This window comes from Liquorilactobacillus sp. (assembly GCF_047719775.1).
In the GTDB taxonomy this organism is placed as follows: Bacteria; Bacillota; Bacilli; order Lactobacillales; family Lactobacillaceae; genus Liquorilactobacillus.
Genome location: NZ_JBDNTS010000010.1, coordinates 62329 through 87452, shown reverse-complemented (window position 1 = coordinate 87452; position 25124 = coordinate 62329). Strand labels below are relative to the sequence as shown.

Sequence of the window (25124 nt, the reverse complement as noted above, 5' to 3'; positions counted from 1 at the left end):
CACAAAATTTATGTTTTATCTTAAGTTAATTTATTTTTCAGCTACATTGTTATAATATGGCTTACTAATCTACAAATCTCTTACACTAAACTTAAAATTCAGAAATTATCTTCACATTTAACTTCTCAATAACTGCGACTACTAAATCTATCATATTTCGAAAATCTTCATACGCTACGATTATTTGTTTCAAATCTTTTTTTCAGTTTATTTTTACTATAATCACTGAGAGCTGAATACCTAATTCCATACTGCGAGCTAATTATTAGTAACTGATCAAAACAATCAGCAAGTTCTTCCTTTAAATTGTCCAGTCGCTCGTCATTCGTCAAAATCTTATCACCTGGATGATCCCTGCCATTGAGTTCAATTGTTCTAACAGCTCTAGATAATTCACCAATTTCTTCACTAAGAAAAACCAAACGGTTCATTGGTGAAAAACGATACCAGTCTCGACCCTTATAGAAATCGACTAACCAGTCCTGATGCTCATCAATTGTCATTTTTTTTCTCCTTTTTAAATAATGCTAAGACTAATTTTTTTGCTGGTGTTCGGTATAAAGTGAAGCACTACAAAAAAAGTTCACTTGTAGCCCAGCCCTTTTATTTATTACGAATAAATATATTTCATAATACACGATTTAAAAAAACCGACCTCTAAAGATTAGAATTTTGGTCTAACTTTTAGGAGTCGATTCAATTATCCTTTTTTATTACTTAGATCTCATCTAATGAGCGCAGATGCCTTTTTGAAATTTCTTTAACCTTGTTTACTCGGCGAATATATTTTTCCTGTGCCAAGAAGTCTGTCGTCATCCACACATTAACAATATCTAAAGCAATAGCCGAGCCAATAATTTTACCACCTAAGCATAAAACATTACTATCGGTATGCTGTCTTGCTAATTTCGCACAAAACGGATCCTGACACACAACAGCATCAATTCCGAGAACACGGTTAGCAATCAGTGCACTACCATATCCAACCCCGTCTATAAAAATGCCACGATCTGCATTCTTCTTTGCAACTTCCAGAGCTGCTGGATATACGTAATCAGACAAGTCTACCGCATCACTGCTGAATGGTCCTAAATCATTAACCTCATGTCCCATTGAAATCAAAAGTTCACTAATTTCTTTTTTTAATGCAACACCAGCGTGGTCACTTGCTAAAACTATTTTCACTACTATCTCTCCTCTATCGTTTCATTTTGTACTAGTTAATTATACAATACGAGGTCAAATTATGGGGGACTATAATCCAAAACTAAGAAATTATCTGTTTGGCTGCAAACATCCTAAAGATAGCTATCCATACTATTCTTCATTGTCTTCGCATAAAATCTTTGCAAACCATAATTCTAGATTATACTAATTTTTCAGTAATTAATTGCAAGCTTTCCCATGTATTATCAATGCCTCTGTTTTTTAACAAATCAAGCGCCTTAGCAATCTCAAACTTCTTAATTTTATCGACTTCCGTCACTTGAATATTTAATTTAGTAATATCAAATTCTGCAACTGCAGCGAACCAAAAAGTTATCCAGTTCTCATGGACTTCCTTGAAGAAAAAATTGGCAGGAATCATTTCTAACTCCATTCCAAGCTCCTCACTAACTTCACGATCAGCTGCTTGGTAGATATTTTCATTTATTAACACAGAACCCCCTGCTGATTCTTGCCATTTTCCTGGATTATTTAGCTTGCTCAATGTCCTTTTTTGCAATAATACACAGTTGTTATCATCAAAGATAAAAACGCCAACAACTAAATGAAATTCTCCTTTAGTTAAAGCATCTCTTCTTTTTTTAACTCCTATTTTCTTAAGTTGTGCATTATATATATCCCAAGACTCATTAAAATTATCACTATATTTTGCTTCATTCATCAGTTTTTTTACCAATTTGCTCGTAAAACACCATATTTTACAGAATCCCAATATTTTCCTTGCCAAAAACGAACCTTCCTAATCTGTGCCTCTTTCTCTAAGTTAAGGCTCTCAGCCAGTCCAATCATTCTTAAATTGCCTGACCAAGTAGTCAAACCTATATGTGGCAGTGAAACTATTGAAAAAACATGATTGATCCAGAGTTTAAGTGCCACTTTTCCAATACCTTTTTGCCACTTTTCTGTTGAATAGATTACAATGCCTACATCTAGCCATCTTTCAAGCTTTCCATCCTCATAATATGCAGATACCATTCCTACAATCTGTTCATCAACAATGATAACATTCTTAAATTCGTTGTTTACAAAGTCTGCCGGCCCAATTTTCTTTATGAATTCATTTTTCTTAGGAAGCTTACCTTTAAAATATGGTCCATTCCATTTCGTCCATTCTGCATCAGGATTACTGTATGCAACCCCCCAAAAGGATTCTAGGTCTTCCAATAAGAATTCACGAATTTCAATATTCATCATTTTTCTCCTTAGGTCATTCAATATATTTTTTATTTCTTTTTAGTAATAGTATCAAGGGAATCAGTACAATATGACTGACAAAAATAGCAATAAATGAAAAGCTATAATTAATCTGAGAAATCATATATCCACCTGCTAGCGGACCAATTGCACGTCCAGCCGAACCTGCAGTGCTACTAATAGATTGAATTGATGCTCGATTGCTATCATTAGCATAGCGATTAAGCAAAGCCGGAATCGTCGTTAGGGCCAAGACGTCACCTACAGATAATGCTGTAATTCCCAAGACAAAGCGCCAGTAAGTATCCGCACCTATAATTAGCAAATAGGAAATTGCAAACATGCTTACACCAACAATTACACGTAATTTTTCATTTTCAAAATTTGCTTTAAAAAATGGTTTCAATAGTGGTTGAAAAATAACAATTTCAAAAGTTGATATCGTAAATAAAAAACTGTATTTTTGTACTGAAATATTCTTAGACAACATCAAAACCGAAATATTACTATTCCACTGTTCATAGCCTATCCAAATAAAAATAATGGTCAAACATATAATTACTAGACTACTTATTGTTGTTGCATTTTCATCGAAGTTCAATTTTCTTTTTTTACTTATTATTTTTTCGTGCTCAATATCGTTAAAGTTAAAAGCAATAATCATTAAGGTCAGCGAAAAAAGTATTAATGAGCTTAGAAAGACTTCTCTGATGCCTATTGCAAATAAAGTTCCCGATAGAAAAGTTGATATTCCCATTCCAATATTTGCTAGCCAATAAGCATTTGTAAAGATATTTGCATCTTCCTTTTGCAAATAAGCGATATACCCGTTAACTGCTGAATTTAAGATTCCCAAACCCAAGCCATAAAAAGCAACCAAAAAAGCATAGAGTGGCCATAGTGGCCACACTACGATTGTAATTAAGGAAAACCAGACAATTGCACCGCCTAAGTAGTGCGTTTGTTTTACCTTCCATCTATCTAATAAAAATCCCCCAATTAAATTTCCAATCACCATTGCAATTGAAAAGCCCATTAAGACATAACCAGCAACAACCAAGCTCTGATTTAGTCTCTCATGGATAAATAAGGTAGTTATCGGCATTATTAACCCAATCCCCATATTAACGAACATACTTGCAAGTAAAGTGGCTTTATTCTTCAAAAAAACACTCCTAATATTTCTCAAAAATTTCTTAGTACCAATTATTTTCTTTCCAGTGTTCCATTGCTTTCGTCCAAGAACCGTATCGCTGCATTACGTACTCTTTTGCAACCTTTTCTTGATTCTCAGCCGAATAATCGCCCTTCAGATAACTCGAATCAAGCTGATATTTTCCAATATATTTCCCATTTCTGGCATTATAATTCCCACCAGATTCATGCTGCACGATATAGTCTTGAGCTACTTTTTCATTACCAGAAAGAGCTGTACTTTGGACACCTTCACTCGAGCCTTGAGAACTTGCATTAGTGTTTTGAACGTTTCCAGTTGTTGACGAGGCCCCATACCCATATGCTGCCTGTGCACTCTGTGTTGCGGCTGTCTCCGTATTATTACCAGTGACACTAATTCTTTGATTAACATAAATTAGGTTGGGATTAGCAATATTATTGCCTTGGGCTAGGTCTGAAATGCTAGTTCCGTATTTTCTAGCGATTGCCCACAATGTATCACCTTTTTTTATCGTAAGTTCTGTACTTAAATTCTTCTCCAGTATATTGGAGAAGAGTGCCTGATTTGCTTGCTGACTGCTTTGGGTTGAACTAGCATCAGCTGCAACACTATTAGTATTCTGATTTGTTATCCCTGATATATTCACGCTGCTCATTCTCCTTTAAAACAAGATACTAGTGTTATTATACATAACTATTTACTTCATTCATATGCCAAAAATTCATAAAAACAAATAAAATAATCGTAAAAATCATATTTGCTTCTAATATAATTATGACTTACTTCACAGCTTTTTCATTTAATAAAATTATGCTTTCAATAGGTATTAACATATGTGAAAGTGAAGTGTATAGCTTGAGAAGAAGAAAAAGATACTTGAGAATAGGTAATATATTCCTTTTTTTAGTAATCGTAAGCATTATAATAATTTTAGCTATTAAAAGCACTCAAAAGGATACTCCTGCTAGTGCTAGTAGCAATTCGAATGATAAAAAGCAAACCACACAGGTCCAAAAGCTTGCTACTAAAAAAAGTCAAATCACAAAAAAATTACAAAAGTATTTAGACAAGGTTACTGCTGATGGAACTGCTAGTGTCAGTTTCTATAATCTCTCACCAGAAGAAAATAGTACTGCTGCTAAAAAGAGCAATGCTTCCTTATATAAGGAAGGAAATCTTGCAGTTTCCTCAAATGCCTCTACCCCAGCTACTTCGGCTAGTACATATAAGTTATTCATAACTGCATATTTATTTAATGAGGCCAAAAACAATAATTTCTCTTGGGACACAACTTCTACAAATGGTTTTTACAATATGATTGTATATAGTCAAAATGATTTTGCCGAAACCGAACTGCAAACATATGGACTTTCCAGTATAAATAGTTTTATCAAAAGTCAAAATTGGTACTCACCTGTCTTCACCAATTCTAGCAATGCCACAACAACTGCAAATAGCCTACAGGAATTATTATTGCAATTATTTCATGGGACTGGTGCATTCAGTGATACTGCAAATCGCTCTAAACTACTAAGCTTAATGGGTAAACAAGTATATCGTACAGGAATCCCTACAGGAGCTGCAAAAGCAATGAAAGGAACTACTGTAACTGATAAAGTTGGTTTCTTGGATGATGTAAACAATGATGCTGGGATTGTCACCCTTCCCAATGGTCAAAGATATATCTTAGTAATCATGACTCATGGTCATAATCAGAGCGGATTCAGTGGATTCCCTAGAATCGCTAAAATTGCAAAAGAAGTCCAATCTATTGTCTATGGCAATTAGACTTCACATCTGCTTATTGGATTTTATCCGAGATTAATAAGAGAAGCTTTGACTTATGAAATATGTTTATTTATTACAAATAAAGGGATTGGATCAAAATTTGACCCAATCCCTTTACTACGTTTAGTCAAGAATACTTATAAGTTTTTCTCTGCATAGCCATATTCTGTGAGACAACAATTATTTTTTGTTTAGGTAGTTCTTCTTTGAAAATTCAGTATCTTCATATTGTCCAGATTCTCCATAAAAACGATTATATCTTTTCTTGAATTTTCTAAACAAATAAATTGTTATTGCTTTGATGAAACAATAAATTGGAATCCCAAAAATTACACCAATTATTCCTAACATTTCACCCATCACCAATAATACGAGTAATACCGTGATTGGATGCAATTGTAAGTTATTACCCATAACCTTAGGAACGATAAACTGACCATGTAAGAATTGCACGACAAACCATACAATTACAAAGACCAAAGCCATCATGAACGAAGATTGGAAAGCAATAATTAATCCAGGAATGAAGGCTGCAAAAGAACCAATGTATGGAATAATACTCAAAATCCCAGCTGCCAGTGCTAAAGTCCCTGCATATTTGATTCCCATTAACATAAAACATGGCCAATACATTATTCCTAAAATTGCAGATACCGCAATTTGTCCCTTCAGATATCCACCAATTTGCTGGTCAACTATCTTAGCAAACTCTGTAAAGTCATTACGAAAAAGCGGTGGCACCAACTTTTTGCTAGTCTTAAAGAACTTTTCCTTATCTTGTAGCAAGAAAAAGGCTATTATTGGCCCAGTTATAACTGCCAATAATAAAGTAGAAATCACTGAGAATACACTTCCAAAGCTTTTTGCACCATTCTGCAAATAACTCTCTATGAATTTGCTGATTTTTGTACTCGATAAGTTTAGTGAGTCTTGCAGCTGTTTAAACTCATTTGCGTATGGAAAATTAGCAGCTAAACTATCCGCATTTTTTTCAAAACTCTGCAAAATATTAGGAAAATGCTTAACTAAATCAATTGCTTGATTTCTAGCAGTAATAATTAATTCAATTCCTCCAAAAATCAATAGTGTTAATATTATGACGTAGATAATAACTATTATCCAGGTACGTTTGATATATTTTTCCAATAACTTAACCAGTGGATTTATCAAATAATACAAAATTAGCCCTACGATAACTGGTGGCATTATTGTCGAGAAGACGACAGCAAAAGGTTCGAATATAAATGCTATTTTACTGTAAAGAAAGATAATAGCAGCTATCATCCCTAAAACAAACAGCGTGAATACTAGACTTCTACCACCCAAAAAACGAATCCATTTGTTGCTTTTCATTAAGCTTCTTCACCTCATTTTAATGGTATCAACTAATTATACTAGCATTATCAATAAATAGGTTAACATTACACCTTTGTAGACATGAATCATTAGTCCTAGTTTTAGGCTAGTAGATTATAAAATAATTTTTCATCAATATTTCCACCCGAAATGATTGCAGCCACTACACTCCCACCAATCTTCTCACCATAGTTTCTAAGTGCAGCAACTGTCGTACAACTTCCTGGTTCAGCAATAATTTTTTCTTCCTTGGCCATGTATGCAACTGCATCTGCAATCTCTGCCTCATCAACCGCTATCAGCTCGTCAACATATGCGGGAAGCATCTCATAGCTCAACCTCCCAATTCCTCCTACAAGTGATTCGCAGATTGAATCCCTAGTAGGATATTCTTCATAAAACTTCTTATTCTTAATTGCTTCAATCATTGCGGGACAAGCAGCGGTTTGAACTCCAACTATTCTGATTGTTGGATTAATGCTTTTGGCTGCAACTGCAATTCCGGTAATCAAGCTGCCCCCTCCAATTGGGATAACAATCGTATCTAGCAATGGCAACTGTTGCATTAACTCCAAAGAGATTGTCCCCTGTCCACTATAAATCAACGGATCAGAATAATAAGAATCAATATAATTCATCTCACTTTTTTTAACATATTGCATTCCTTGAATATGAGCTTCATCATAATTCTTACCTATTTGTTTGACTTGCCCACCGAAATGCTCAATTTTTTCAATCTTATTATTTGGCGTCCCAATTGGCACAATAACCTCAATTTTTTCAATCCCCAATAACTGACTGGCATAAGCAGTTGCAATTCCATGATTTCCGGATGAAATGGTAACTACACCCCTCCTTTTTTCTGCATTTGTTAGACTCAATATTTTATTCAAAGCTCCTCTAATTTTAAAGCTTCTAACTGGCTGTAGCGACTCTAATTTGAAAAAATATTCTCTCTCATTATTATTTAAAAAAAGTGATTCAACTACAGGGGTTGTTCTTAAATATGGTTTTATCTTCTCAAATGCCCGCTCAACATCTTGTAAATTAAATTTTTTCATTGAACCACACCATTTCCTAAATTTCTGTAAAAAGTATCTCATATGCTTATGAATTGTTCAACTTTTGAACTCAAAGTAATCCGCTGCTTATTCCTATGATACTTAATAACAGATTATTTTAATTCATACTTCATGAAAAATGTCACAGATAAGCAACTACGTTATTTATAACTTAATTTGACATTTCAAGACATTAAAAAAAGAGCTAAGTCAAAAATAAATTTTGATTTAGTCCCTTTGTTGATTTTATATAATTGACACTCCATAAGTCAAATTCCGCTGACTTATCATTATTTCTATATAACTTTTCTAATCTCGTGAGAAAATACCTACTACACCAATGCACAACGCAATCACTGTCGAAGCTACTGCAATAGCAAAACAGGTCACCCCACCCACTGCAACAGCTTGAAATGATATTCCCCAAGAGAGTCCCAGGATCAGCAACAACATCGCAATTAATGCAACGATTGAAATTATAATTAATACGTTTTGAAATGCAGACATCTTCTTACTCTCCTCTCTGACATATATTAATTCAGAATTCTTATTTTCCACTGAATTGATTATATCAAAACGAAGTTAATAATTCTCATCTCATGGTTTCCACTGTTAAAAAATATCCTAAACTTAATAATTATGCAGATTTTTCATTAATTATTCTGCATATAGATTATTAATGAACTAAGCCCGTGTACGTACCAGCATGAACATGCCTAAAATCAAATGTACTTAATTCAGATAGCTTAATAACACGTGTTACACCATATGCCAGCATTAAGTTCAAGTTATCGGCATCATCATTAGGAACAACGATAATCGACTGTTTGCCAATCCCCTTCGCGTAACCTAGTTCAAAAGCTCCTCCATCATCGGGAAAGCTTGGCAAATAAAGCATCAAACATAAATCCGAACCCACAATTCCTTCAATATCTGAGTTGAAGGTCCGTGCTTGCCACTCGATATCATGCAATAATTCTGGATGTTCAGCAACATCTAGTCCCTTATATTGAAAATCAAGTGGAAAATGCGAATATTTCCTTGAAATACTTGGGTTGGCTTCAATTGCAGCTAAGCCCTGTTTTAAATGTTCCCGCTGCTGTTCATTAAACCATGAGCAACCAATGTAGACTTTTACAGGCGGCATCGGTAAATCGTTAACCTTATCTCCCAGTGCAAATTCATTGTTGAATTGTGCCATTAAAATACTCCTTCAATTAAATAGATTTATTGTAAAGTTATTTTATCATATACATCGAATAATAAGCTAAATAAAATTACTAGCAGCTACATAATGTTTATTAAAGTTTTATTCAATAACTTAAAAAAGCCTTACAGATATTGAGTTATCATCACTTTAACGTTATAATTAGCGGAGCAATCATTATCGATTGGAGACAATAAATAGATGACTAAAAAAATTTCCATCATAGTACCCTGTTTTAATGAACAGGAGACAATTCCATTATTCTACCAAGCAGTTAATGCTCTTATCCCACAACTGCGCAATTATTCCTTAGAGTATATTTTTATTGATGATGGTTCAAGTGATAATACACTCCTTGAAATACAGACCTTAAATGAGAACGATCCCCAAAATGTTCATTTCATTTCATTTTCCAGAAACTTTGGCAAAGAAGCTGCACTCTATGCAGGTCTTCAGACAGCTACAGGAGACTTGGTCGCAGTTATGGATGTTGACTTGCAAGATCCACCAGAACAGCTTCCATTGATGCTCTCAGGAATTTTAGATGAGGATTATGAAATTGTCGGCACTCGGCGTGTAAATCGTAAGGGAGAACCCCCTATTCGTTCACTTTTTTCTATCCTTTTTTATAAACTAATGAGTAAAATTTCTGATGTTCCAATGATTCAAGGTGTCAGAGATTATCGGTTAATGACTCGTAAAGTTGTTGATTCGATCCTTGAAATGGGTGAGTACAACCGCTTTTCAAAGGGTATCTTTAATTGGATTGGCTTTAAAACAAAATATTTAGAGTATGAGAATCGTGATCGTGTTGCAGGCAATACTTCTTGGTCCTTCTGGAAACTCTTTCGCTACTCAATCGAAGGAATTGTAAATTTCTCAGAAATCCCACTTTTAATTGCTTCTTTTGCAGGTTTCTTTACCTTTGCATTATCAATATTTTTCATGCTTTTTATTATTGCCCGTAAAATATTTTATGGCGGCAGTGTTGATGGCTGGGCTTCATTAATTACTATAATGGTCGGATTAGGCGGACTACAACTATTTTGTCTAGGGATTGTTGGCAAGTATATTGGCAATATTTATTTGGAAGTAAAAAATAGACCTTTATATATAGTTAAAGAGAAAAAATAGAGATATCATTAATCATTAGCCTTCGTTACAACCTTAAAAGATTAATTTCAAGCATTTTAGAGAGACTATGTCAAAAGTTAAATTTTGATTTAGTCTCTTTTTTGTATTAAATGCTACACCTTAGACTACCTTGAGGAATTGGTTAAGGCACTGCAACAAGAAACACAGCTAACTATTAATTTTGTTTTATTTGAAAATCAATGTTGGCCTAGTACTGACCGATTAATCTCATATAGCAGGAGTAAACAAAAATGAATGATAGGGAAAAAATTGATGATGAATTTAAAGAAACAACATAAAGAATTATCGAAAATAATTATTGCTCCTATTCTGTTATTTTAAAATTTTTAATAGATCAAATTTATTTTGTTAACCGACTCGTATATTCTACAATTTTACTATGATACTATAAATGTAAAGGGGTTGTTTAATATGGGAGTAGTTGGAAAAAGCGGAAAAAAATTTGCTTATGACTCTACAGATTTAGTAAATAACTTGCAAAAAGAAATTGATGTTTATGGTGAATTTGATTGCTGGACCACCTTTTTCCTAAGAGATGGGGTACGAATTTATACTTCTTATTTGAAGAAAGAAATGGACCACTCGGAAAAGTACAAGGTAAAAAACATGCGGAAATCTAATGAATATTTAGAAGTTATCCAAGCAAAAAATTTACTTAATAAATTAAAAAAACAAAATAAGTTATAATTTATTGTTGATACTAAAATTCACTCGCAATTCAACACACATTCTCCACTAGCTTTGACAATTAATTAATACAAAATAGCGACAGTTTTCTTGTAGTCGAGCCCTTCTGGGTTGCCTTTTTAATTTCTTTATTCCGTTTTGCTATTAAACATTGCCAATTTTTATGTAAATCATATTCCATGCTTTGCTAATTAATTAATGCTACACTCGAATTAAAAGGAGTTGTCCAAATGTACGAATACAAAAAGAAAATTAAATTTAATTGGCTACATCTAATTGTTTTTATACTTATCATTGAGCTAATTGGTGGTCTATCAGCTTTATTCGCAGGAGATATTAAAGGTATCTATAATAATCTGCACCTCCCTTTTCTATCTCCACCCGCTTATTTATTTGGAATCGTTTGGCCCTTTCTTTATGTCTTAATTGCCATCTCTGGTTATCTAATTTATCAACGCTACTCATTGAGACGAACTAAAATAGTAGACTATTCCCTATTCGTTGCCCAATTAGCGCTAAACTTCATCTGGAGTATTATTTTCTTCAGAGAGAATTCATATTGGCTGGGATTTGTAATAATACTTGTACTAGATTTTATCGTTCTAACCTGTATCGTTCATTTTTCCAAAACCAGCCGCTTAGCATCAATCCTGATGATTCCATATCTGCTATGGATTATTTTTGCATCTTATCTCACTCTAGGAGTCGCCATCTTAAATTGACTTCTGCTAATGACTTATGTTCTCACTTAAATGAGACACTACAGACTACAGTAGCCAGAAGATTTTGACCTATGAGAGAATGCTTATTTGAACTCAAGAAAGAGGAGCTGGGTCAAAAGTTAAATTTTGATTCAGTTCCTCTACTTATTCCGTATAAATGTGTTTCATAAGTCAAAATTCTCCGTCTAACTTCGAATTGCTCATAGCAAAGTGCCTGCTATGTTCGTAATTTCGAGTTAGTACTCAAATTTTCCCGACCTATGGCTCTCTCTTTTATTATACATATGTCTAAATTCTGTCATGCTTAATATATTGAAATTATGCATCTCACCAGATATTAGCAACAGGTCCAATCATGTACATTCCAAAGACCATGACAATAATGCATAATATCGTGACCGTCCACTTATAAATTCCCTTCATTTGATATTCTTCAGGTATTACCTTAGCTTCAAGAACTAACAAAAAACCGAGCACAATTGGAAGCAGTAATGCATTCATAACTTCAACAGCCACCGCCATATTTACCAATTCAAAATTTGCAAGTACCAACACAGCCCCCACTATGTGTGCTAAAGCATAGATTATATAAAATCCTGCTGTTTTATGATTCAATGGTTCATTTAAACTATGCTTCCAGTTGAGTACTTCGGTAATCCCCCAAGTACCAGCTAACGCAACAACTAGTGCAGCCACCATGGCACCGCCTAAAATACTTGCCCCGATTAAAATTTTTGCTGTCATGCTCCCAATAAATGGTGATAAAGCTCTAGCCAAATCACTTACTGAATTCAAGGAACCAGAGAAATTGCGATTTCCAACTGTTGCTGCAAATGCGATTACAAAAATCAACATTATTCCCTGTGTTATTAAAGTTCCCACAAAAGTATCATGACGCGCCTTCGTAATCGAATGTACATCTAACCTCTTGTCAACGACTGCTCCTTGTTGATAAAAAATCATCCATGGCATAATTACTGCACCAACATTAGCTGCTACCAAATAAACATATGATGAATGCCTCCAAGGTATGGTAATTAGGCCCTGTACCATTTGTGACAAACTCGGTCGAATAATAATTATTGCAATAATAAATGCTAATTCAGCTGACCCAATCACCACTCCAATTTTCTCTACCCGTCGATAACTTCCAATAAATGCGATTCCTACTAATAAAATGGTAGCAAGTGGAACCGTGATCCATTTTGATATTCCAAATAGTTCTCCGACACCTGCGATCCCTATAAACTCAGTTAATAACGCTCCAATTGCAGAAATTGCCAGTGTTCCTGCTGAAAGCCAAGCCCATCCAGTGCCAAAATTTTCGCGAATTAGTTCCCCATGTCCTTTATGTGTCACAATTCCTAATCGGACTGTCATTTCTTGAGCCATATATAAAATTGGAATTAAAAGTATTTGCGGTAAAATTATTGTATATCCCCACTGTGCTCCCGATTGAGCAGCAGTAATCAGGCAGCCTGCATCTGTGTCCGCAAGCATCACAATTAGCCCCGGTCCCCAAACCTTTAACCATTGATATTTTGAGACTTTTCCCTTCTTCACCTGCACTTTTTTTGTAATATTTATCTGCAAATTAATCACTCCTCTAATATTACTAACTATATTACTACCTCTAGAAGTATTTTTAAATAGCAAACACAAAATGTAGTGTGTATTTAAAAATCGCACACAATATGTTGAAAAATGATAACTGCTATATTTAGTTGTGCTAAACAAATAAACTTAATTAAAATTGGCCATAGATATTTTTAAACAATATCAACTAAAAGATAAAATAAAATCATGAATATTCATAAGTATTTTACATAGTTAACATTAACCAATTAGTAATAAAATAATTATTCGAAGTGGTGAAAATAACTTAGCTAATATAAAAACTAATTTTTTATGGATAGATTGTGATATCATAAAAATAAAGGGTATGATTTTAATGCATCTAATTGGGAAAAGTGGTAATCCATTGATCCATGACTGCAACTATCTGATAGATCTGCTGAAAGAAGATATTGAACTACACGGGGATTTTACTTGTTGGTGCACTTTTAAGATTTTTGATGGAATCAAACTGTATACTTCCTATATGAAAGTTAATAATTATCGAACCGAAGGAATTAACCTAAGTAACCATCATCGAAATGGAGAATATTTCGAGAGTATTCAAGCTGTGGACCTGCTCAAAATATTAAAAAAGCGCAATAAAATTGAGTGAAAAATAAGGCTGAAATTTCGTAATCTGTGCAAATTGTGCACCAAACACTTTCAAAATAACGTATATTAACGTAAGTAAAAAAATAGAAACGTTGATATATCAACGTTTCCAGATGTATATAATTAAGTAAAATTAATAAAATAAGGAGAGTACAGGATTTGAACCTGCGCGCCGGTATAAACCGGTTCGCCGGATTTCGAGTCCGGTGCATTACCACTCTGCCAACTCTCCAACAACGATAAACATTATATCAATTATCCGAGTGGAATGCAATGCAATCAAAGACTATTTATTTTAAGCAGAGGCCCTGACTATGCAAAGTCTCTAATAATTCATCTCGCTTAGTTTCTTTTGTCCCTAACTTCTTTGAACTCACTTGCTTTGTAAATGAGTCAATTCGGCGATTAGAGTCTCGTAAATCATAATATGTCTGTACAGTCTCATCATATTCCTTTAAATCAGCCACATTAATCTTATGATATTCATTTTCAAAGAAGACTGACTCTAATGGCAAGCGTGGTTTCAATTGTGGCTTCTGATCTGCAATCCCTACCTGTAATCCAAGTATCGGAAAAGTCATCTCTGGTAGATTTAATACTGCCAATAATTCTTTTGGACTATTGGTAACACTCCCTAAAATAACTGCTCCCAATCCCATACTTTCAGCTGCATTAACCGTATTTTGTACTGCCAAAACAGTATCCTCCACACCTTGCAAAAAAATGTCTGTTTGATGCAATCTACCATCATCTTTGCCTAACTGTCGTCGAATGCTCTGATTTCGATGTAAATCAACTATGAAAATAAATAGATCACCATCTGCTCCAACATATTTTTGCCCTGAAATTTCCCTGATTTGTGCCCTTTTTTTCTCGTCAGTAATATGCAATATGGAAAATTGTTGCATAAACATACTTGAAGAGGTATGACGCGCTACCTCTGCTAGTGTATTTAACTGCTCCACTGTCAGTTTCTGCTTTTTAAAAGCCCTAATTGTTTTATGAATAATCTGCTGGTTAACAATTGCATTTTTAATCATCTAATATAGCACTCCTTTATATAAACCGATGGAATAATTCTACCACTTGCTTTGTAATCTGGGAATCTTTTATTTCAGCTTTAACTCAAATAAATCTTCTTTGATAGAACCATCACGATATACAAATGCAGTATATGCTGTTCCTGTCATCGCTCCTTTGGCAAGTGCAGTTTTAGAAATTGCCTTTACAAAGAATTTCTCATCATCATCCCATAGGCAATTCCATATCCAGTCTCCATTATTGTTACCCAATTGCCCTTCTACTATAGAAATTGCATCATTTTTATTATGTACTTTGATTAGCTCAGGTCCATCAGGAACAATTGCTAATTTGCTCTCTAGGTTTACCGTTTCTTCAACGAGTTCATTTGGTAAAAAGCTCTCACGATTATCTTTTTTCAAAATTTTCTCCTTGTTTTTTCTATACAATACTATTCCAACCAAAGAAGCAGAGATACAACAATAAATAAGTATTGATTTTTTCATATATTAACGACCCTTTCATTTGCATATTATAACCCAATTTTTGACAAATTAATGTATGTCTAAATTAAACTTATAATTTACGAGGAACAAAAAAATCACAACATATTACCTGCTGTGATTTCCTTTAATTATTTTTTATTTAACTTCAGTAATCTTAACTTGCATTGAACCACCAGGAGTTTCGATCTCGACAACCTCTCCTAAACGATGGCCCACTAATCCCTTTGCAATCGGTGATTCATTTGATATTTTCCCAGCAAGTGGGTCCGCCTCTGCCGCTCCAACAATTGAGTACGTTTCAGGTTCTTCATCAGGCAATTCCTGGAATGTGACCGTCTTTCCAACTGCGATTTCATCAGCATCAATATTACCGTTATCAATAATTTCAGCATGGTTCAACATTTGTTCAATTGTCTTTATTCGTCCTTCAACAAAGGACTGTTCATCTTTGGCTGACTCATATTCAGAATTTTCAGATAAGTCACCAAAACTCCGTGCAATCTTGATTCGTTCAATAATCTCTGAACGTTTTGTTGTCTTAAGTGTATTTAATTCTTCCGCTAACTTTTGCTTTCCCTCAATGGTCATCGGGTATGTTTTTTCTCCTGCCATATCTTATGACTCCTCTCAAAATAAATTAACTGTGCGAATGTCTATTATGCCGAAGAACATCACGAATCTTCGTTGTTAATAAATCAATCGCTACTTGGTTTGCCCCACCTTCAGGCACAATAATATCTGCGTACCGCTTGGTAGGTTCAATAAATTGATGATACATTGGTTTAACTGTTCGCAAGTACTGTGAAATTATTGATTCCAATGAACGCCCACGTTCTTCAGTATCACGTTTTATTCGTCTAATAATTCTAATATCATCGTCAGTATCAACAAAAATTTTAATATCCATCAGGTTGCGCAAACGTTGATCATTAAGCACAAGAATTCCTTCAACAATTATTACTTCCTGTGGATTTTTTATTAATACCTTGTTACTCCTAGTATGTGCACTATAATCATACACCGGAACTGCAACTTGCTTCCAATTCAAAAGATCTTGCAGATGTTCAATCAGCAAATCAGTATCAAAAGCATCTGGGTGGTCATAATTAACCTTTATCCGTTCTTCAAAAGACATCTCACTTTGATTTTTATAGTATGAGTCTTCCTGAACCATCAAAAGTGAATGCTGCTTCAATTGGTTAAATATTGCCATACTTACAGAAGTTTTACCACTGCCCGAGCCCCCTGTAACTCCAATAATAACAGGTCGTTTCTTGCCCGAATTTGCCGTCATTTCTTGTTTCTCCTTTGCTTCTTTTAATTATTGTCTTTTGCTAACTTAGCAGTTAGTTTTTGGTGCTGCGCATATGTTTGTGAATAGTATACTTTACCAGTCTTGATATTCGCAATGAAATACAAATAATTTTTGTCTCTATCGGTTGGATTTAACACTGCATTTACTGAATCAATGCTTGGATTATTAAATGGTCCAGGACCCACACCTGTACTTTTGTACAAATTATAAGGTGAATCAACCTTCAAATCCTTATAAGTAACTGTTTTTTTATGCTTTCCAAGAGCGTACAGAACAGATATGTCTGACTGGATTTTCATATTCTTGTCTAATCTATTCTCAAAGACACCTGCAATCTTCTTCCGGTCTGAATCGGTTACACCCTCTCGTTCTACTAGTGAAGCAAGAGTTAGTACCTGTTGCACAGTCCACCCTTTTTTACTGATCTGTGAATAATAAGGTTTCATCATTTCATCGGTCTTCATAACCATTGAAGTAATTAACTGTTTTAATGTACTTTTCTTTGCGACAGTATAAGTTGCAGGGTACAGATATCCCTCTAACTTGTATCTTACATTTTTTGCATCCACTGCTGATCCCAACAAATTAGGATACTGTTCCTTTAATTCATTTAGAAAAGTTTTACTATTCAATAATGCTAGGAAAGCTTTCTTCTTGAATTGTGTCTTTTTCTGGATTACATCACCAATTTGGTCAGCTGTAACACCTTCGCGGACAAGTACTTTCCCCGAATTCTGTGACTCGCTTGCGCCACCTTTTTGCAACTTGAGAGCTATTTGCTTTAAAGTCATAGAGGGTTTTAACTCATAATAACCCGCCTTAAATTGTCCATATTTTTTTGCTTTAACATAATAGTCAAAAACAAAACCGCTTTTAATTACTTTTTTATTCTCTAAAATACTACCAATTTGTTTAGTTGTGCTGCCAATTGGCACTTTAACCTCGATTACTTTACTGCTCCCAGGACTCAACGGCTGCTTCGCGCTTTCGAAGTAATGATGACCGATAATTCCTATAACAACTAATAAAACAACTATCAGGAGCAACACACCTCGAACAATTCGATTCGCAAAAAGTTTATTATCCGTATTCTTATTGCTTTGCAAATCTTTATTGTCGTCATTCTTATTATTCAAAGTATCCCTCCATTCGAAATACACTATCCAGTTCATTATACATAAGATTTCTTGAATTTGCATCAAGATTCAATAATACTTAATGTATAAAAAATTAGCCTATACGAAAAAAGCCACAGATTCACTACTCTCTATAGCTTTTTTGTATCAGATTAACGAATTTCTACATTAAATTTTACTTGTAACTTACTCATTACTTTTTCAAAATCAGCGGTGACATCATCATCTTCCAAGGTTTTTGAGTTATCACTGTATGTTAACTCATATGCCAACGATTTTTGTTCAGTACTTATTTTGCCGCCTTCATAAACATCAAAAAGCTGCACATTACTTAAAATTTTGCCACTTTGTTTCTTAATAAAATTAACAATATCAGCATTTGCAATCTCCTTGCCGACAGCCATTGCAACGTCACGCGTGATAACAGGATATTTTGACACTGGTTGATATACAATTAGTTCATTATTAAAGTCAATAATCTTTTGCAAATCAAGTTCAAAGACGTACGTTCTTCCAATCCCATATTCCTTAGAAATATTTGGATGAACCTCCCCCACAAAACCGATAAAGAGATTACCTATAAAGATGTCAGCTGTTCGCCCAGGATGCATTTCTTCATGCACTTGTGAAGCTCTGTAATTGACATCTGTAACCCCCAGCACAGTTAGCAAGTGCTCCACAATTCCTTTGGTAACATAAAAATCAATCTGCTTTTTCTCATCATGCCATGATTGCACTGAATATAGCCCCGTCATTGCGGCAGCCACATGTTCAACTTCGCGCGGCCGATCATTATTCACATCACGATAAAAAACACGTCCCTGTTCATATAGCATCACATCTGAAACCTTGCGTGCATTATTATAAGCAACATCATCCAGTAAGCCACTAATCAGATTCATTCTGACGGTTGTTCGATCCGAACTCATTGGAAAATTCAATCTAGTTGATTGAGCATCTTCCATCATAAACCTTTGTGCTTTCTTATCTGAAGTTAACCCATAAGAAATTGCCTGCATCAATCCTGATTCTTCCAAAATACTTCTTGTATCCCGAATTACTTGTTGTTTATACGTATATTTCCCAGGTGTTAATTCACCACTAGGCAATGTTGCTGGTAAATTATCATAACCGTAAATTCTTGCAACTTCTTCAATCAAGTCTGCGGGAATACTGATATCCCATCTTCTTACAGGAACAGAAACTGTGAAATTACCATTTTCTTCTTCAATTGTAAAACCAAGCCTTTCGAAAATATCCTTGATTTCTGCAATTTGTAATTCAGTACCTAGCACATCATTAATTTTTTTAGTTGAAATATTAATAATCACTGGCTGAATACTATCTTGCGTACCAGCTACACCTGCAACGATTTTCCCATTGCCCAATTCAGCAATCAACTGAGCTGCCATATCAAGTGCTTCTGCAACCGTTCCGCGATTAATTCCACGCTCAAATCGCATAGCGGCTTCACTATGCAAATTATGCTTTCTAGCAGTTTTACGAATAGCCGATGAATTGAAAACAGCAGCTTCGAGTGCAATAACCTGTGTTTCAGCAGAAATACCACTATTTAAACCGCCCATCGTCCCAGCTAGAGCAATTGGCCCATTATCATCAGCAATCACAATATCATTTGGTAAAAGCTTCCTTTCTTCTTCATCAAGTGTCTGTAATGTTTCACCTGACTTAGCAAGACGAACTTCAATGCCTTTACCAGCAATTTTCTGATAGTCGAAAGAATGTAATGGTTGACCATAATCGAGTAAAATATAGTTTGTCACATCAACAACGTTGTTCATTGGGCGAATACCAGCATTCCACAAACGTCTTTGCAACCACATTGGACTTTCTTCAACCTGCACATCTTTGATAATTCGCAGCAAATATGTAGGAGATAGTTCTTTATCAGCTGCCACTTGAATATAATTAGAAATCTTATCGGTTAGATCCTCTTGTAATGCAGGCTTCTTTAAGATCACTTTCTGATCATAAATCGCTGCAAGTTCGTGTGCCGTACCTCGCATACTCAACATATCGGCTCGATTTGGTGTAACATCAAGGTCGATGATGTCTTCATCCATCCCCAAGTATGAATATACTGGTTCGCCAGGCTTAGCATCATCTGGAAGAAGGTATATTCCGGCAGCGTAGGCCTTGGGCACAACACTTTCTGAAAATCCAATTTCTTGAAGCGAACAAATCATTCCTTCAGAAACTTCGCCTCGCATCTTACTTTTTTTGATTTTCACATTTCCTGCAATTCGCGAATTAGGCAACGCTACAATTACTTTCTTGCCTGCAGCAATGTTGGGTGCACCACAAACAATTTGCAATAATTCAGCTGCTCCAACGTCAACTTGGCAAATATTAAGATGATCTGATTCGGGATGTTTTCTCACTTCGACAGTGGCACCAACCACAATCTTCTTTAAATTCTTATCAAGTCTAGAAACACTGTCAACTTCAACTGCCGTTCTTTCAATTTTCTCAGCTAGTTCTTCTGGATTAATATCTAAGTCAATATAATCCTTGAGCCATTTTGTAGAAACCTTCATTTATCTCTATCCTTTCTGCGCAAATTGTGATAGGAAACGAACATCATTTAAATAAAACTCGCGGATATCATCAACCCCATATTTTAACATTGCAAAACGATCTGGGCCTAATCCAAAAGCAAAACCACCGTAGACTTCTGCATCAATTCCTGCCATTGTTAAAACATTCGGATGAACCATCCCTGCTCCTAAAACTTCAATCCAACCAGTTTGCTTACAGACAGTACAACCCTTGCCCCCACACTTAAAGCAAGAAACATCTACCTCAACTGAGGGCTCAGTAAACGGAAAATAACTAGGCCGCAATCTAATTTCACGCTCATCCCCAAAGATAGTTCGTGCGATACTCTGCAAAGTTCCCTTCAAGTCGCCCATCGTAATATGTCGATCAATGACAAGACCCTCGACTTGGTGAAATTGGTGAGAATGTGTCGCGTCGTCAGTATCACGCCTATACACTTTACCGGGTGAAATCATTTTCAATGGGCCTTTAGCAAAATCATGCTTTTCCATGGTACGAGCTTGTACTGGAGAAGTTTGTGTACGCATCAAAATTTGTTCGGTAATATAAAAAGTGTCTTGCATATCACGTGCAGGATGATCCTTTGGTAAGTTCATCATTTCGAAGTTATAATGATCTTCCTCAATTTCAGGTCCATCCACCACTTGATAACCCATTCCAAGAAAAAGCTTCTCAAGCTGATCAATAACCTGCATTATAATGTGCGGCTGTCCCGCCTTGACTGGAACACCGGGTAAAGTAACATCAATTTTTTCTTTCTCAAGCTTTCTGGCAATTTTACTTATTTCTAATTTCTCACGGCGTTGCGTAATTGCTGCTGTCAATTCATCACGCACCTTATTTGCGAGACTACCCACAACAGGCCTTTCTTCTTTTGAAAGATCTTTCATTCCGCGCAACACTTCTGTGATGGGACCCTTCTTACCTAACAAATTAACCCGAATCTCATTAATCTTCTTTAAATCTTCAACAGTATCAATTTCACTTAAAGCTTTAACTTTTAATTTTGTTAATCTATCTTTTAAGTCCATTTGTTTTTTCCTTTCTTGTTCTTTCATACATAACGGGAACTATCAAGAAACAGTCCAAATCAAAATTTAACTTTTTGCACCGTTTCCCTCTCAAGACAAAAAGACCCCATCCCATCAAAGGGACGAGGTCTCGCGGTACCACCCTTGTTCTAGCTAATATAACGCAAATGTTATTACTACCCAGCACTTTCATGTTAACGCCCATGTAAGCGGCACATCATTCATTATGACTAAATTCCGATGGCAACTAAGGAAATGAAATTCAGATAATCTTATATGGAATAATTTCAGCCAATATATTCCTCTCTGACTATAAAAAAAATCCTACTATTTTCCGTCAATGTCTTTACTCTTTATAGAGTCTATACTCTTACATGTAATCCGTCAAGCCTTACTTGCAATCATCAAGTGTATACCATTTTTTTGCCCAATCATGCAATTCACCCATGACACAGCGAAGATTTTCGCCACGCTCAGTTAAACTATAAACTGGCCTGCAACTATCCTCATATATCACACGTTCAAGCAGTCCTTCTTCTTCCGGTTCTTTCAGGCGTTCAACCAAAACACGATCACTACACTTATCAACCTTGTTGGCAAGATCCCGAAAGCGTTGAGGTCCTTCAGTTAATAAAACATCAATTATTAACCCATTCCATTTTCTTCCCAAAATACCGAAAGTTTTTTCAAATCGTGGGCATTGAACATAGGTTTCAACTACTTTTTGCACTATCTTCACCTCCAAAACTTATCCTAACATATTTATAATTACACGAAAAAAGCCTCACCGTCAAATAAAAAGGCGAAGTTTTTCCAACTTTATTATTTCACAAAACCTAAATGCTTCTTTAAGCGGCTCTCATAACGATTAAATAAAGGCACACTAACTTCAGATGTAGCTTCATATTTATCAACCATCGTTACAATATAGCCTTCAAGATAGCGGGGAGGAGCCACAGTTGCACCCCACATATGCTTGATTATGATATCACGTTCCATTGCGGATAAATCGGTAATCTTCTTTGCATTTCGTACAGCAATTCGTGGATGAATCCATGCATGCGTTCCATTATCAAACTTAGTTGTGCGCCAATCATAATAAAACAAATCATGAAGTAATCCAGCCCTTGCAGTTGAACGAGCATTCAAATGCATTCTCTTCGCAATTCGATAACTATCAAAAGAGACTGCAATCGAATGCTCTAAACGATTTGAAAAATAATGTTGCTTAAAATCAGCTAATCGTTGAACTTCAGGAGTCTCAAGAAGCTCGCCTACATAACTCATATATTCTGAATCATCTTGCCATTCATTCTTTTTCATGCAATACACCTCTTAATAAAGTTATCTCTATCATACCTAAATCAGTATAATTTGCAATTATTAAATATTGAACTTGGAAGTTTATAAACTAATCTTAATAATTAGCTTTTTAAGGTGTACATTAAGATTCCAGCAGCGACTGCCACATTTAAAGATTCTGCCTGCCCAATGATTGGGATATATAAATTATACTTAGTCATTTCCAAATGTTTAGCTTGAACACCGTTACCTTCATTACCCATTATTAACCCAAAATCAGAATACTTGCCAATCTCGTCATAACTTTTGGCATCCTTGTTTAGTTCAGTCCCAAACGTAGGAATTTCCTTCTTTTTCAGTTCAGCAATGAAAGTTATCAAATCAGACTGCAATAATTGCAAATGAAACTGGCTTCCCTGCATTGAACGAACAACTTTTGGCTGATACAAATCGCCAGTTCCATCTCCAAATACAACACCTCTGAAACCTGCTGCATCTGCTGTTCGAATCATAGTTCCAATATTTCCAGGATCTTGAACACTGTCAAGCAACAACCATGCACCAGTTAAATCTGACGGTAGCACATTTTTCGATTCATCAATCATAATAATCGCAAAAACACCTTGTGGACTGGGAGTTTCACTTAAAGCATGGGCAACTTCAGGAGAAATATATGTAATCTCTGCTTTTGTCACATTAAATTCATTGAATTCATCAACATACCGCGAATCTGGTACAATTAAGAAACGCTGAATACTTTCATTAGCTTGCAGTGCTTCTTTAACAAGATGCCAACCATCCAAAATATATTGTTTTTGATTTAAACGTCCTTTTTTAGAAGAAAGCTTTTTCCATTCCTTAACCTGTTTATTCTGGGGTGACTGGATAATTTCCATTAATATCTTCTCCAATTTAATAATTTCTAAACAAGTATAGCATATAACGATCAACTTAAATCATACTAATATATAATGAAACAAAGCATCTAATCGGAACAACATGTGAGTGGGTAAATTAGAAGTTATCATGTGGTGCCCAGAATGCAAGTAACTAACTAAAATTTGTAAGAATTAATTTATATAATACGAGGAGTGTTTATCATGAAATCTATTAAAATAACAGTCCAGGGCAGAGTACAAGGCGTTGGTTTCCGTTATTGTACAAAAATGGTAGCTGATCAATTAAATATAACTGGAATCGTGAAAAATCAAAGTGATGGTTCAGTCTATATTGAAGCACAAGGTAATCCGCAAGCAGTTCACAACTTTGCCAAGAAAATTATCGCGTCACCCAGTCCCAGCGGCCATGTTTCCAATTACACTATTGCTGATAACGAGATAAAAGAATATACGTCATTTGAAGTAACCCTTTAGTTAAGAATTCAATATTTCTTAATAAATTATTATATTGTGAAGTGTAATTGAAAAAGTACTATATATAAAGTATAGTAAATAGCGTAGTTTATTTGAAAGGAACAATACAATGAAAAAAATAAAGCGTCTTACTATGTTACCAGTGTTCGTTGTCGCTTCTTTGATTTTAAGCGGCTGCGTTCAAAGAACTAAAAGCGGTAAACCATATGGCTTAATCTACGATCATTTAGCTATACCCACGCAACACGTTATCAATTGGCTAACAAGTGTAATGGGAGGCAGCTACGGTTGGGCAATAATAGCAATCACCTTTATTGTAAGAATGTGTCTCATGCCCTTGATGCTAAGACAAGCCCGTGGTGCAACAATCCAGCAAGAGAAGATGGCTTCTGTTCGTCCACAAATGGCTGATATTCAAGAACGTCAGAAAAACGCATCCTCAACTGAAGAAAAGACAGCAATTAGCCAAGAAATGATGGCACTGTATCGTGAAAATGGTATTTCCATGACAGGTGGAATTGGTTGTTTGCCATTACTTATTCAAATGCCAATTTTTGCAGCTCTATACGCAGCAATTCAATACTCGCCTGAATTGTCAAAAACTGTTTTCATGGGAATCAATCTAGGAAATCCAAGTATTATCCTTGCTGTTTTAACGGTTATCATCTATGGGATACAGGCTTATCTTTCACTCCTTGGAGTTGCTCCAGAGCAAAAAAAGCAGATGCAGTCAATGCTTTTTATCACACCAATCATGTTAGGCGGAATGACATTTGTCTCACCTGCTGGTTTGGGACTGTATTTCTTTGTTGGTGGAATCTTTGCTTGTTTGCAAACTATTTTGGTAAATGCAATGCGACCAAAAATCCGTGCAGAAATAGAAGCTGAATTAAAGAAAAATCCACCTAAGAAAATAGTAACTCCTGCAACTCCAGTAGTTGAAAAACCTGAGAGTAAAAAGGGAAATAATAATAATGTATCAACTAATAACCGTTCGCGCAATGCGGGAAAACAACATCGAAATAAATAGAATCACAGTTTGTTGGTAAGTAAACAAC

General features: G+C 35.2%; 28 protein-coding genes, 1 tRNA gene and 1 other annotated feature. Of the genes, 7 read left to right on the top strand and 22 right to left on the bottom strand.

Going from position 1 to position 25124, the window contains the following annotated elements; all coding sequences use genetic code 11:
- Positions 1-167: 167 nt before the first annotated feature.
- From ABF682_RS07060 to ABF682_RS07035, 6 genes are all read right to left on the bottom strand, one after another.
- The gene (locus ABF682_RS07060; RefSeq protein WP_289978580.1) at positions 168-503 is read right to left on the bottom strand and encodes a MazG-like family protein; all 336 of its coding nucleotides are present in this window, start codon (positions 501-503) and stop codon (positions 168-170) included.
- A gap of 214 nt (positions 504-717) precedes the next feature.
- Positions 718-1185, bottom strand: coding sequence for an RpiB/LacA/LacB family sugar-phosphate isomerase (locus ABF682_RS07055; RefSeq protein WP_289978578.1), 468 nt, complete (start codon positions 1183-1185; stop codon positions 718-720).
- Positions 1186-1366: 181 nt separating this feature from the next.
- Positions 1367-1888, bottom strand: a complete 522-nt coding sequence (locus tag ABF682_RS07050; RefSeq protein WP_415619379.1) for an NUDIX domain-containing protein — start codon at positions 1886-1888, stop codon at positions 1367-1369.
- An 8-nt stretch (positions 1889-1896) separates the two neighbouring features.
- Complete coding sequence (locus ABF682_RS07045; protein ID WP_289978572.1) at positions 1897-2418, bottom strand: GNAT family N-acetyltransferase; 522 nt, start codon at positions 2416-2418, stop codon at positions 1897-1899.
- A gap of 16 nt (positions 2419-2434) precedes the next feature.
- Positions 2435-3586, bottom strand: a complete 1152-nt coding sequence (locus tag ABF682_RS07040; RefSeq protein ID WP_289978570.1) for an MFS transporter — start codon at positions 3584-3586, stop codon at positions 2435-2437.
- A gap of 31 nt (positions 3587-3617) precedes the next feature.
- Positions 3618-4244 carry a LysM peptidoglycan-binding domain-containing protein gene (locus ABF682_RS07035; RefSeq protein ID WP_289978568.1) on the bottom strand — a complete coding sequence of 209 codons (627 nt, stop codon included), beginning with the start codon at positions 4242-4244 and terminating at the stop codon, positions 3618-3620.
- 230 nt (positions 4245-4474) lie between these two features.
- Between ABF682_RS07035 and ABF682_RS07030 the strand changes: the two genes are divergently transcribed.
- The gene (locus ABF682_RS07030; protein ID WP_289978565.1) at positions 4475-5386 is read left to right on the top strand and encodes a serine hydrolase; all 912 of its coding nucleotides are present in this window, start codon (positions 4475-4477) and stop codon (positions 5384-5386) included.
- A gap of 180 nt (positions 5387-5566) precedes the next feature.
- On the opposite strand, the gene ABF682_RS07025 is transcribed toward ABF682_RS07030, so the two are convergent.
- From ABF682_RS07025 to ABF682_RS07010, 4 genes are all read right to left on the bottom strand, one after another.
- Positions 5567-6739 carry an AI-2E family transporter gene (locus ABF682_RS07025; protein ID WP_289978564.1) on the bottom strand — a complete coding sequence of 391 codons (1173 nt, stop codon included), beginning with the start codon at positions 6737-6739 and terminating at the stop codon, positions 5567-5569.
- A gap of 104 nt (positions 6740-6843) precedes the next feature.
- A complete protein-coding gene (locus tag ABF682_RS07020; RefSeq protein WP_415619378.1) occupies positions 6844-7803 on the bottom strand; it encodes a threonine ammonia-lyase in 960 nt (319 codons plus the stop codon).
- 309 nt (positions 7804-8112) lie between these two features.
- Positions 8113-8310: a hypothetical protein gene (locus ABF682_RS07015; RefSeq protein WP_289978561.1), complete on the bottom strand. Its 198-nt coding sequence runs from the start codon at positions 8308-8310 to the stop codon at positions 8113-8115.
- 169 nt (positions 8311-8479) lie between these two features.
- Entirely contained in the window at positions 8480-9004 is a 525-nt protein-coding gene (locus ABF682_RS07010; protein ID WP_289978559.1) for a nucleoside 2-deoxyribosyltransferase, read from the bottom strand.
- A gap of 207 nt (positions 9005-9211) precedes the next feature.
- On the opposite strand from ABF682_RS07010, the gene ABF682_RS07005 reads away from it, so the two are divergent.
- The 3 genes from ABF682_RS07005 to ABF682_RS06995 all read left to right on the top strand — a co-directional run bounded on the left by ABF682_RS07005 (position 9212) and on the right by ABF682_RS06995 (position 11574).
- Positions 9212-10144, top strand: coding sequence for a glycosyltransferase family 2 protein (locus ABF682_RS07005; protein ID WP_415619377.1), 933 nt, complete (start codon positions 9212-9214; stop codon positions 10142-10144).
- Between the two features lie 432 nt (positions 10145-10576).
- The gene (locus ABF682_RS07000) at positions 10577-10852 is read left to right on the top strand and encodes a hypothetical protein (protein WP_415619376.1); all 276 of its coding nucleotides are present in this window, start codon (positions 10577-10579) and stop codon (positions 10850-10852) included.
- Between the two features lie 230 nt (positions 10853-11082).
- Positions 11083-11574, top strand: a complete 492-nt coding sequence (locus ABF682_RS06995) for a TspO/MBR family protein (protein WP_289978551.1) — start codon at positions 11083-11085, stop codon at positions 11572-11574.
- Positions 11575-11901: 327 nt separating this feature from the next.
- Here ABF682_RS06995 and ABF682_RS06990 read toward each other — a convergent pair whose 3' ends face one another.
- The gene (locus tag ABF682_RS06990) at positions 11902-13167 is read right to left on the bottom strand and encodes an NRAMP family divalent metal transporter (RefSeq protein ID WP_415619375.1); all 1266 of its coding nucleotides are present in this window, start codon (positions 13165-13167) and stop codon (positions 11902-11904) included.
- Between the two features lie 358 nt (positions 13168-13525).
- Between ABF682_RS06990 and ABF682_RS06985 the strand changes: the two genes are divergently transcribed.
- Entirely contained in the window at positions 13526-13804 is a 279-nt protein-coding gene (locus ABF682_RS06985) for a hypothetical protein (protein WP_289978548.1), read from the top strand.
- 143 nt (positions 13805-13947) lie between these two features.
- Here ABF682_RS06985 and ABF682_RS06980 read toward each other — a convergent pair.
- From ABF682_RS06980 to ABF682_RS06930, 11 genes are all read right to left on the bottom strand, one after another.
- Positions 13948-14035, bottom strand: a tRNA-Ser gene (locus ABF682_RS06980).
- Positions 14036-14093: 58 nt separating this feature from the next.
- Complete coding sequence (locus ABF682_RS06975) at positions 14094-14843, bottom strand: NADPH-dependent oxidoreductase (RefSeq protein WP_415617714.1); 750 nt, start codon at positions 14841-14843, stop codon at positions 14094-14096.
- Between the two features lie 69 nt (positions 14844-14912).
- Complete coding sequence (locus tag ABF682_RS06970; protein WP_415619374.1) at positions 14913-15245, bottom strand: hypothetical protein; 333 nt, start codon at positions 15243-15245, stop codon at positions 14913-14915.
- Between the two features lie 219 nt (positions 15246-15464).
- Positions 15465-15941, bottom strand: coding sequence for a transcription elongation factor GreA (greA, locus tag ABF682_RS06965; protein ID WP_289978541.1), 477 nt, complete (start codon positions 15939-15941; stop codon positions 15465-15467).
- Between the two features lie 25 nt (positions 15942-15966).
- On the bottom strand, positions 15967-16623 hold the full coding sequence (gene udk / locus ABF682_RS06960; protein ID WP_289978539.1) for a uridine kinase: 657 nt from the start codon (positions 16621-16623) through the stop codon (positions 15967-15969).
- A gap of 23 nt (positions 16624-16646) precedes the next feature.
- On the bottom strand, positions 16647-17780 hold the full coding sequence (mltG, locus tag ABF682_RS06955; protein ID WP_415619373.1) for an endolytic transglycosylase MltG: 1134 nt from the start codon (positions 17778-17780) through the stop codon (positions 16647-16649).
- Between the two features lie 152 nt (positions 17781-17932).
- Positions 17933-20338: a phenylalanine--tRNA ligase subunit beta gene (gene pheT, locus ABF682_RS06950; protein ID WP_415619372.1), complete on the bottom strand. Its 2406-nt coding sequence runs from the start codon at positions 20336-20338 to the stop codon at positions 17933-17935.
- A 6-nt stretch (positions 20339-20344) separates the two neighbouring features.
- The gene (gene pheS / locus ABF682_RS06945) at positions 20345-21391 is read right to left on the bottom strand and encodes a phenylalanine--tRNA ligase subunit alpha (protein WP_289978531.1); all 1047 of its coding nucleotides are present in this window, start codon (positions 21389-21391) and stop codon (positions 20345-20347) included.
- A 115-nt stretch (positions 21392-21506) separates the two neighbouring features.
- Positions 21507-21741: a binding site (T-box leader), on the bottom strand.
- 41 nt (positions 21742-21782) lie between these two features.
- Positions 21783-22121 (bottom strand): winged helix-turn-helix transcriptional regulator, encoded by a 339-nt coding sequence (locus ABF682_RS06940; RefSeq protein WP_415619371.1) that lies wholly within the window; start codon positions 22119-22121, stop codon positions 21783-21785.
- 92 nt (positions 22122-22213) lie between these two features.
- The gene (locus ABF682_RS06935; RefSeq protein ID WP_289978527.1) at positions 22214-22714 is read right to left on the bottom strand and encodes an HD domain-containing protein; all 501 of its coding nucleotides are present in this window, start codon (positions 22712-22714) and stop codon (positions 22214-22216) included.
- A 101-nt stretch (positions 22715-22815) separates the two neighbouring features.
- A complete protein-coding gene (locus ABF682_RS06930; RefSeq protein ID WP_415619370.1) occupies positions 22816-23589 on the bottom strand; it encodes a TrmH family RNA methyltransferase in 774 nt (257 codons plus the stop codon).
- 204 nt (positions 23590-23793) lie between these two features.
- Between ABF682_RS06930 and ABF682_RS06925 the strand changes: the two genes are divergently transcribed.
- Positions 23794-24066, top strand: a complete 273-nt coding sequence (locus ABF682_RS06925; protein ID WP_415617709.1) for an acylphosphatase — start codon at positions 23794-23796, stop codon at positions 24064-24066.
- A 109-nt stretch (positions 24067-24175) separates the two neighbouring features.
- Positions 24176-25096, top strand: a complete 921-nt coding sequence (gene yidC / locus ABF682_RS06920) for a membrane protein insertase YidC (RefSeq protein ID WP_289978522.1) — start codon at positions 24176-24178, stop codon at positions 25094-25096.
- The last annotated feature ends 28 nt before the right edge of the window (positions 25097-25124 follow it).

Excerpts from the sequence above, each read along its gene's own strand:
- ABF682_RS07000 (WP_415619376.1), top strand. The coding sequence starts at position 10,577 with ATGGGAGTAGTTGGAAAAAGCGGAAAAAAATTTGCTTATGACTCTACA.
- yidC (WP_289978522.1), top strand. The coding sequence starts at position 24,176 with ATGAAAAAAATAAAGCGTCTTACTATGTTACCAGTGTTCGTTGTCGCT.
- ABF682_RS06935 (WP_289978527.1), bottom strand. The coding sequence starts at position 22,714 with ATGAAAAAGAATGAATGGCAAGATGATTCAGAATATATGAGTTATGTA.
- ABF682_RS07005 (WP_415619377.1), top strand. The coding sequence starts at position 9,212 with ATGACTAAAAAAATTTCCATCATAGTACCCTGTTTTAATGAACAGGAG.
- ABF682_RS07025 (WP_289978564.1), bottom strand. The coding sequence starts at position 6,739 with ATGAAAAGCAACAAATGGATTCGTTTTTTGGGTGGTAGAAGTCTAGTA.
- ABF682_RS07045 (WP_289978572.1), bottom strand. The coding sequence starts at position 2,418 with ATGAATATTGAAATTCGTGAATTCTTATTGGAAGACCTAGAATCCTTT.
- ABF682_RS07015 (WP_289978561.1), bottom strand. The coding sequence starts at position 8,310 with ATGTCTGCATTTCAAAACGTATTAATTATAATTTCAATCGTTGCATTA.
- ABF682_RS06975 (WP_415617714.1), bottom strand. The coding sequence starts at position 14,843 with ATGATTAAAAATGCAATTGTTAACCAGCAGATTATTCATAAAACAATT.
- ABF682_RS06985 (WP_289978548.1), top strand. The coding sequence starts at position 13,526 with ATGCATCTAATTGGGAAAAGTGGTAATCCATTGATCCATGACTGCAAC.
- ABF682_RS06925 (WP_415617709.1), top strand. The coding sequence starts at position 23,794 with ATGAAATCTATTAAAATAACAGTCCAGGGCAGAGTACAAGGCGTTGGT.
- ABF682_RS07050 (WP_415619379.1), bottom strand. The coding sequence starts at position 1,888 with ATGAATGAAGCAAAATATAGTGATAATTTTAATGAGTCTTGGGATATA.
- greA (WP_289978541.1), bottom strand. The coding sequence starts at position 15,941 with ATGGCAGGAGAAAAAACATACCCGATGACCATTGAGGGAAAGCAAAAG.
- ABF682_RS06995 (WP_289978551.1), top strand. The coding sequence starts at position 11,083 with ATGTACGAATACAAAAAGAAAATTAAATTTAATTGGCTACATCTAATT.
- ABF682_RS07060 (WP_289978580.1), bottom strand. The coding sequence starts at position 503 with ATGACAATTGATGAGCATCAGGACTGGTTAGTCGATTTCTATAAGGGT.
- pheS (WP_289978531.1), bottom strand. The coding sequence starts at position 21,391 with ATGGACTTAAAAGATAGATTAACAAAATTAAAAGTTAAAGCTTTAAGT.
- pheT (WP_415619372.1), bottom strand. The coding sequence starts at position 20,338 with ATGAAGGTTTCTACAAAATGGCTCAAGGATTATATTGACTTAGATATT.
- ABF682_RS07010 (WP_289978559.1), bottom strand. The coding sequence starts at position 9,004 with ATGGCACAATTCAACAATGAATTTGCACTGGGAGATAAGGTTAACGAT.
- udk (WP_289978539.1), bottom strand. The coding sequence starts at position 16,623 with ATGACGGCAAATTCGGGCAAGAAACGACCTGTTATTATTGGAGTTACA.
- ABF682_RS06930 (WP_415619370.1), bottom strand. The coding sequence starts at position 23,589 with ATGGAAATTATCCAGTCACCCCAGAATAAACAGGTTAAGGAATGGAAA.
- ABF682_RS07020 (WP_415619378.1), bottom strand. The coding sequence starts at position 7,803 with ATGAAAAAATTTAATTTACAAGATGTTGAGCGGGCATTTGAGAAGATA.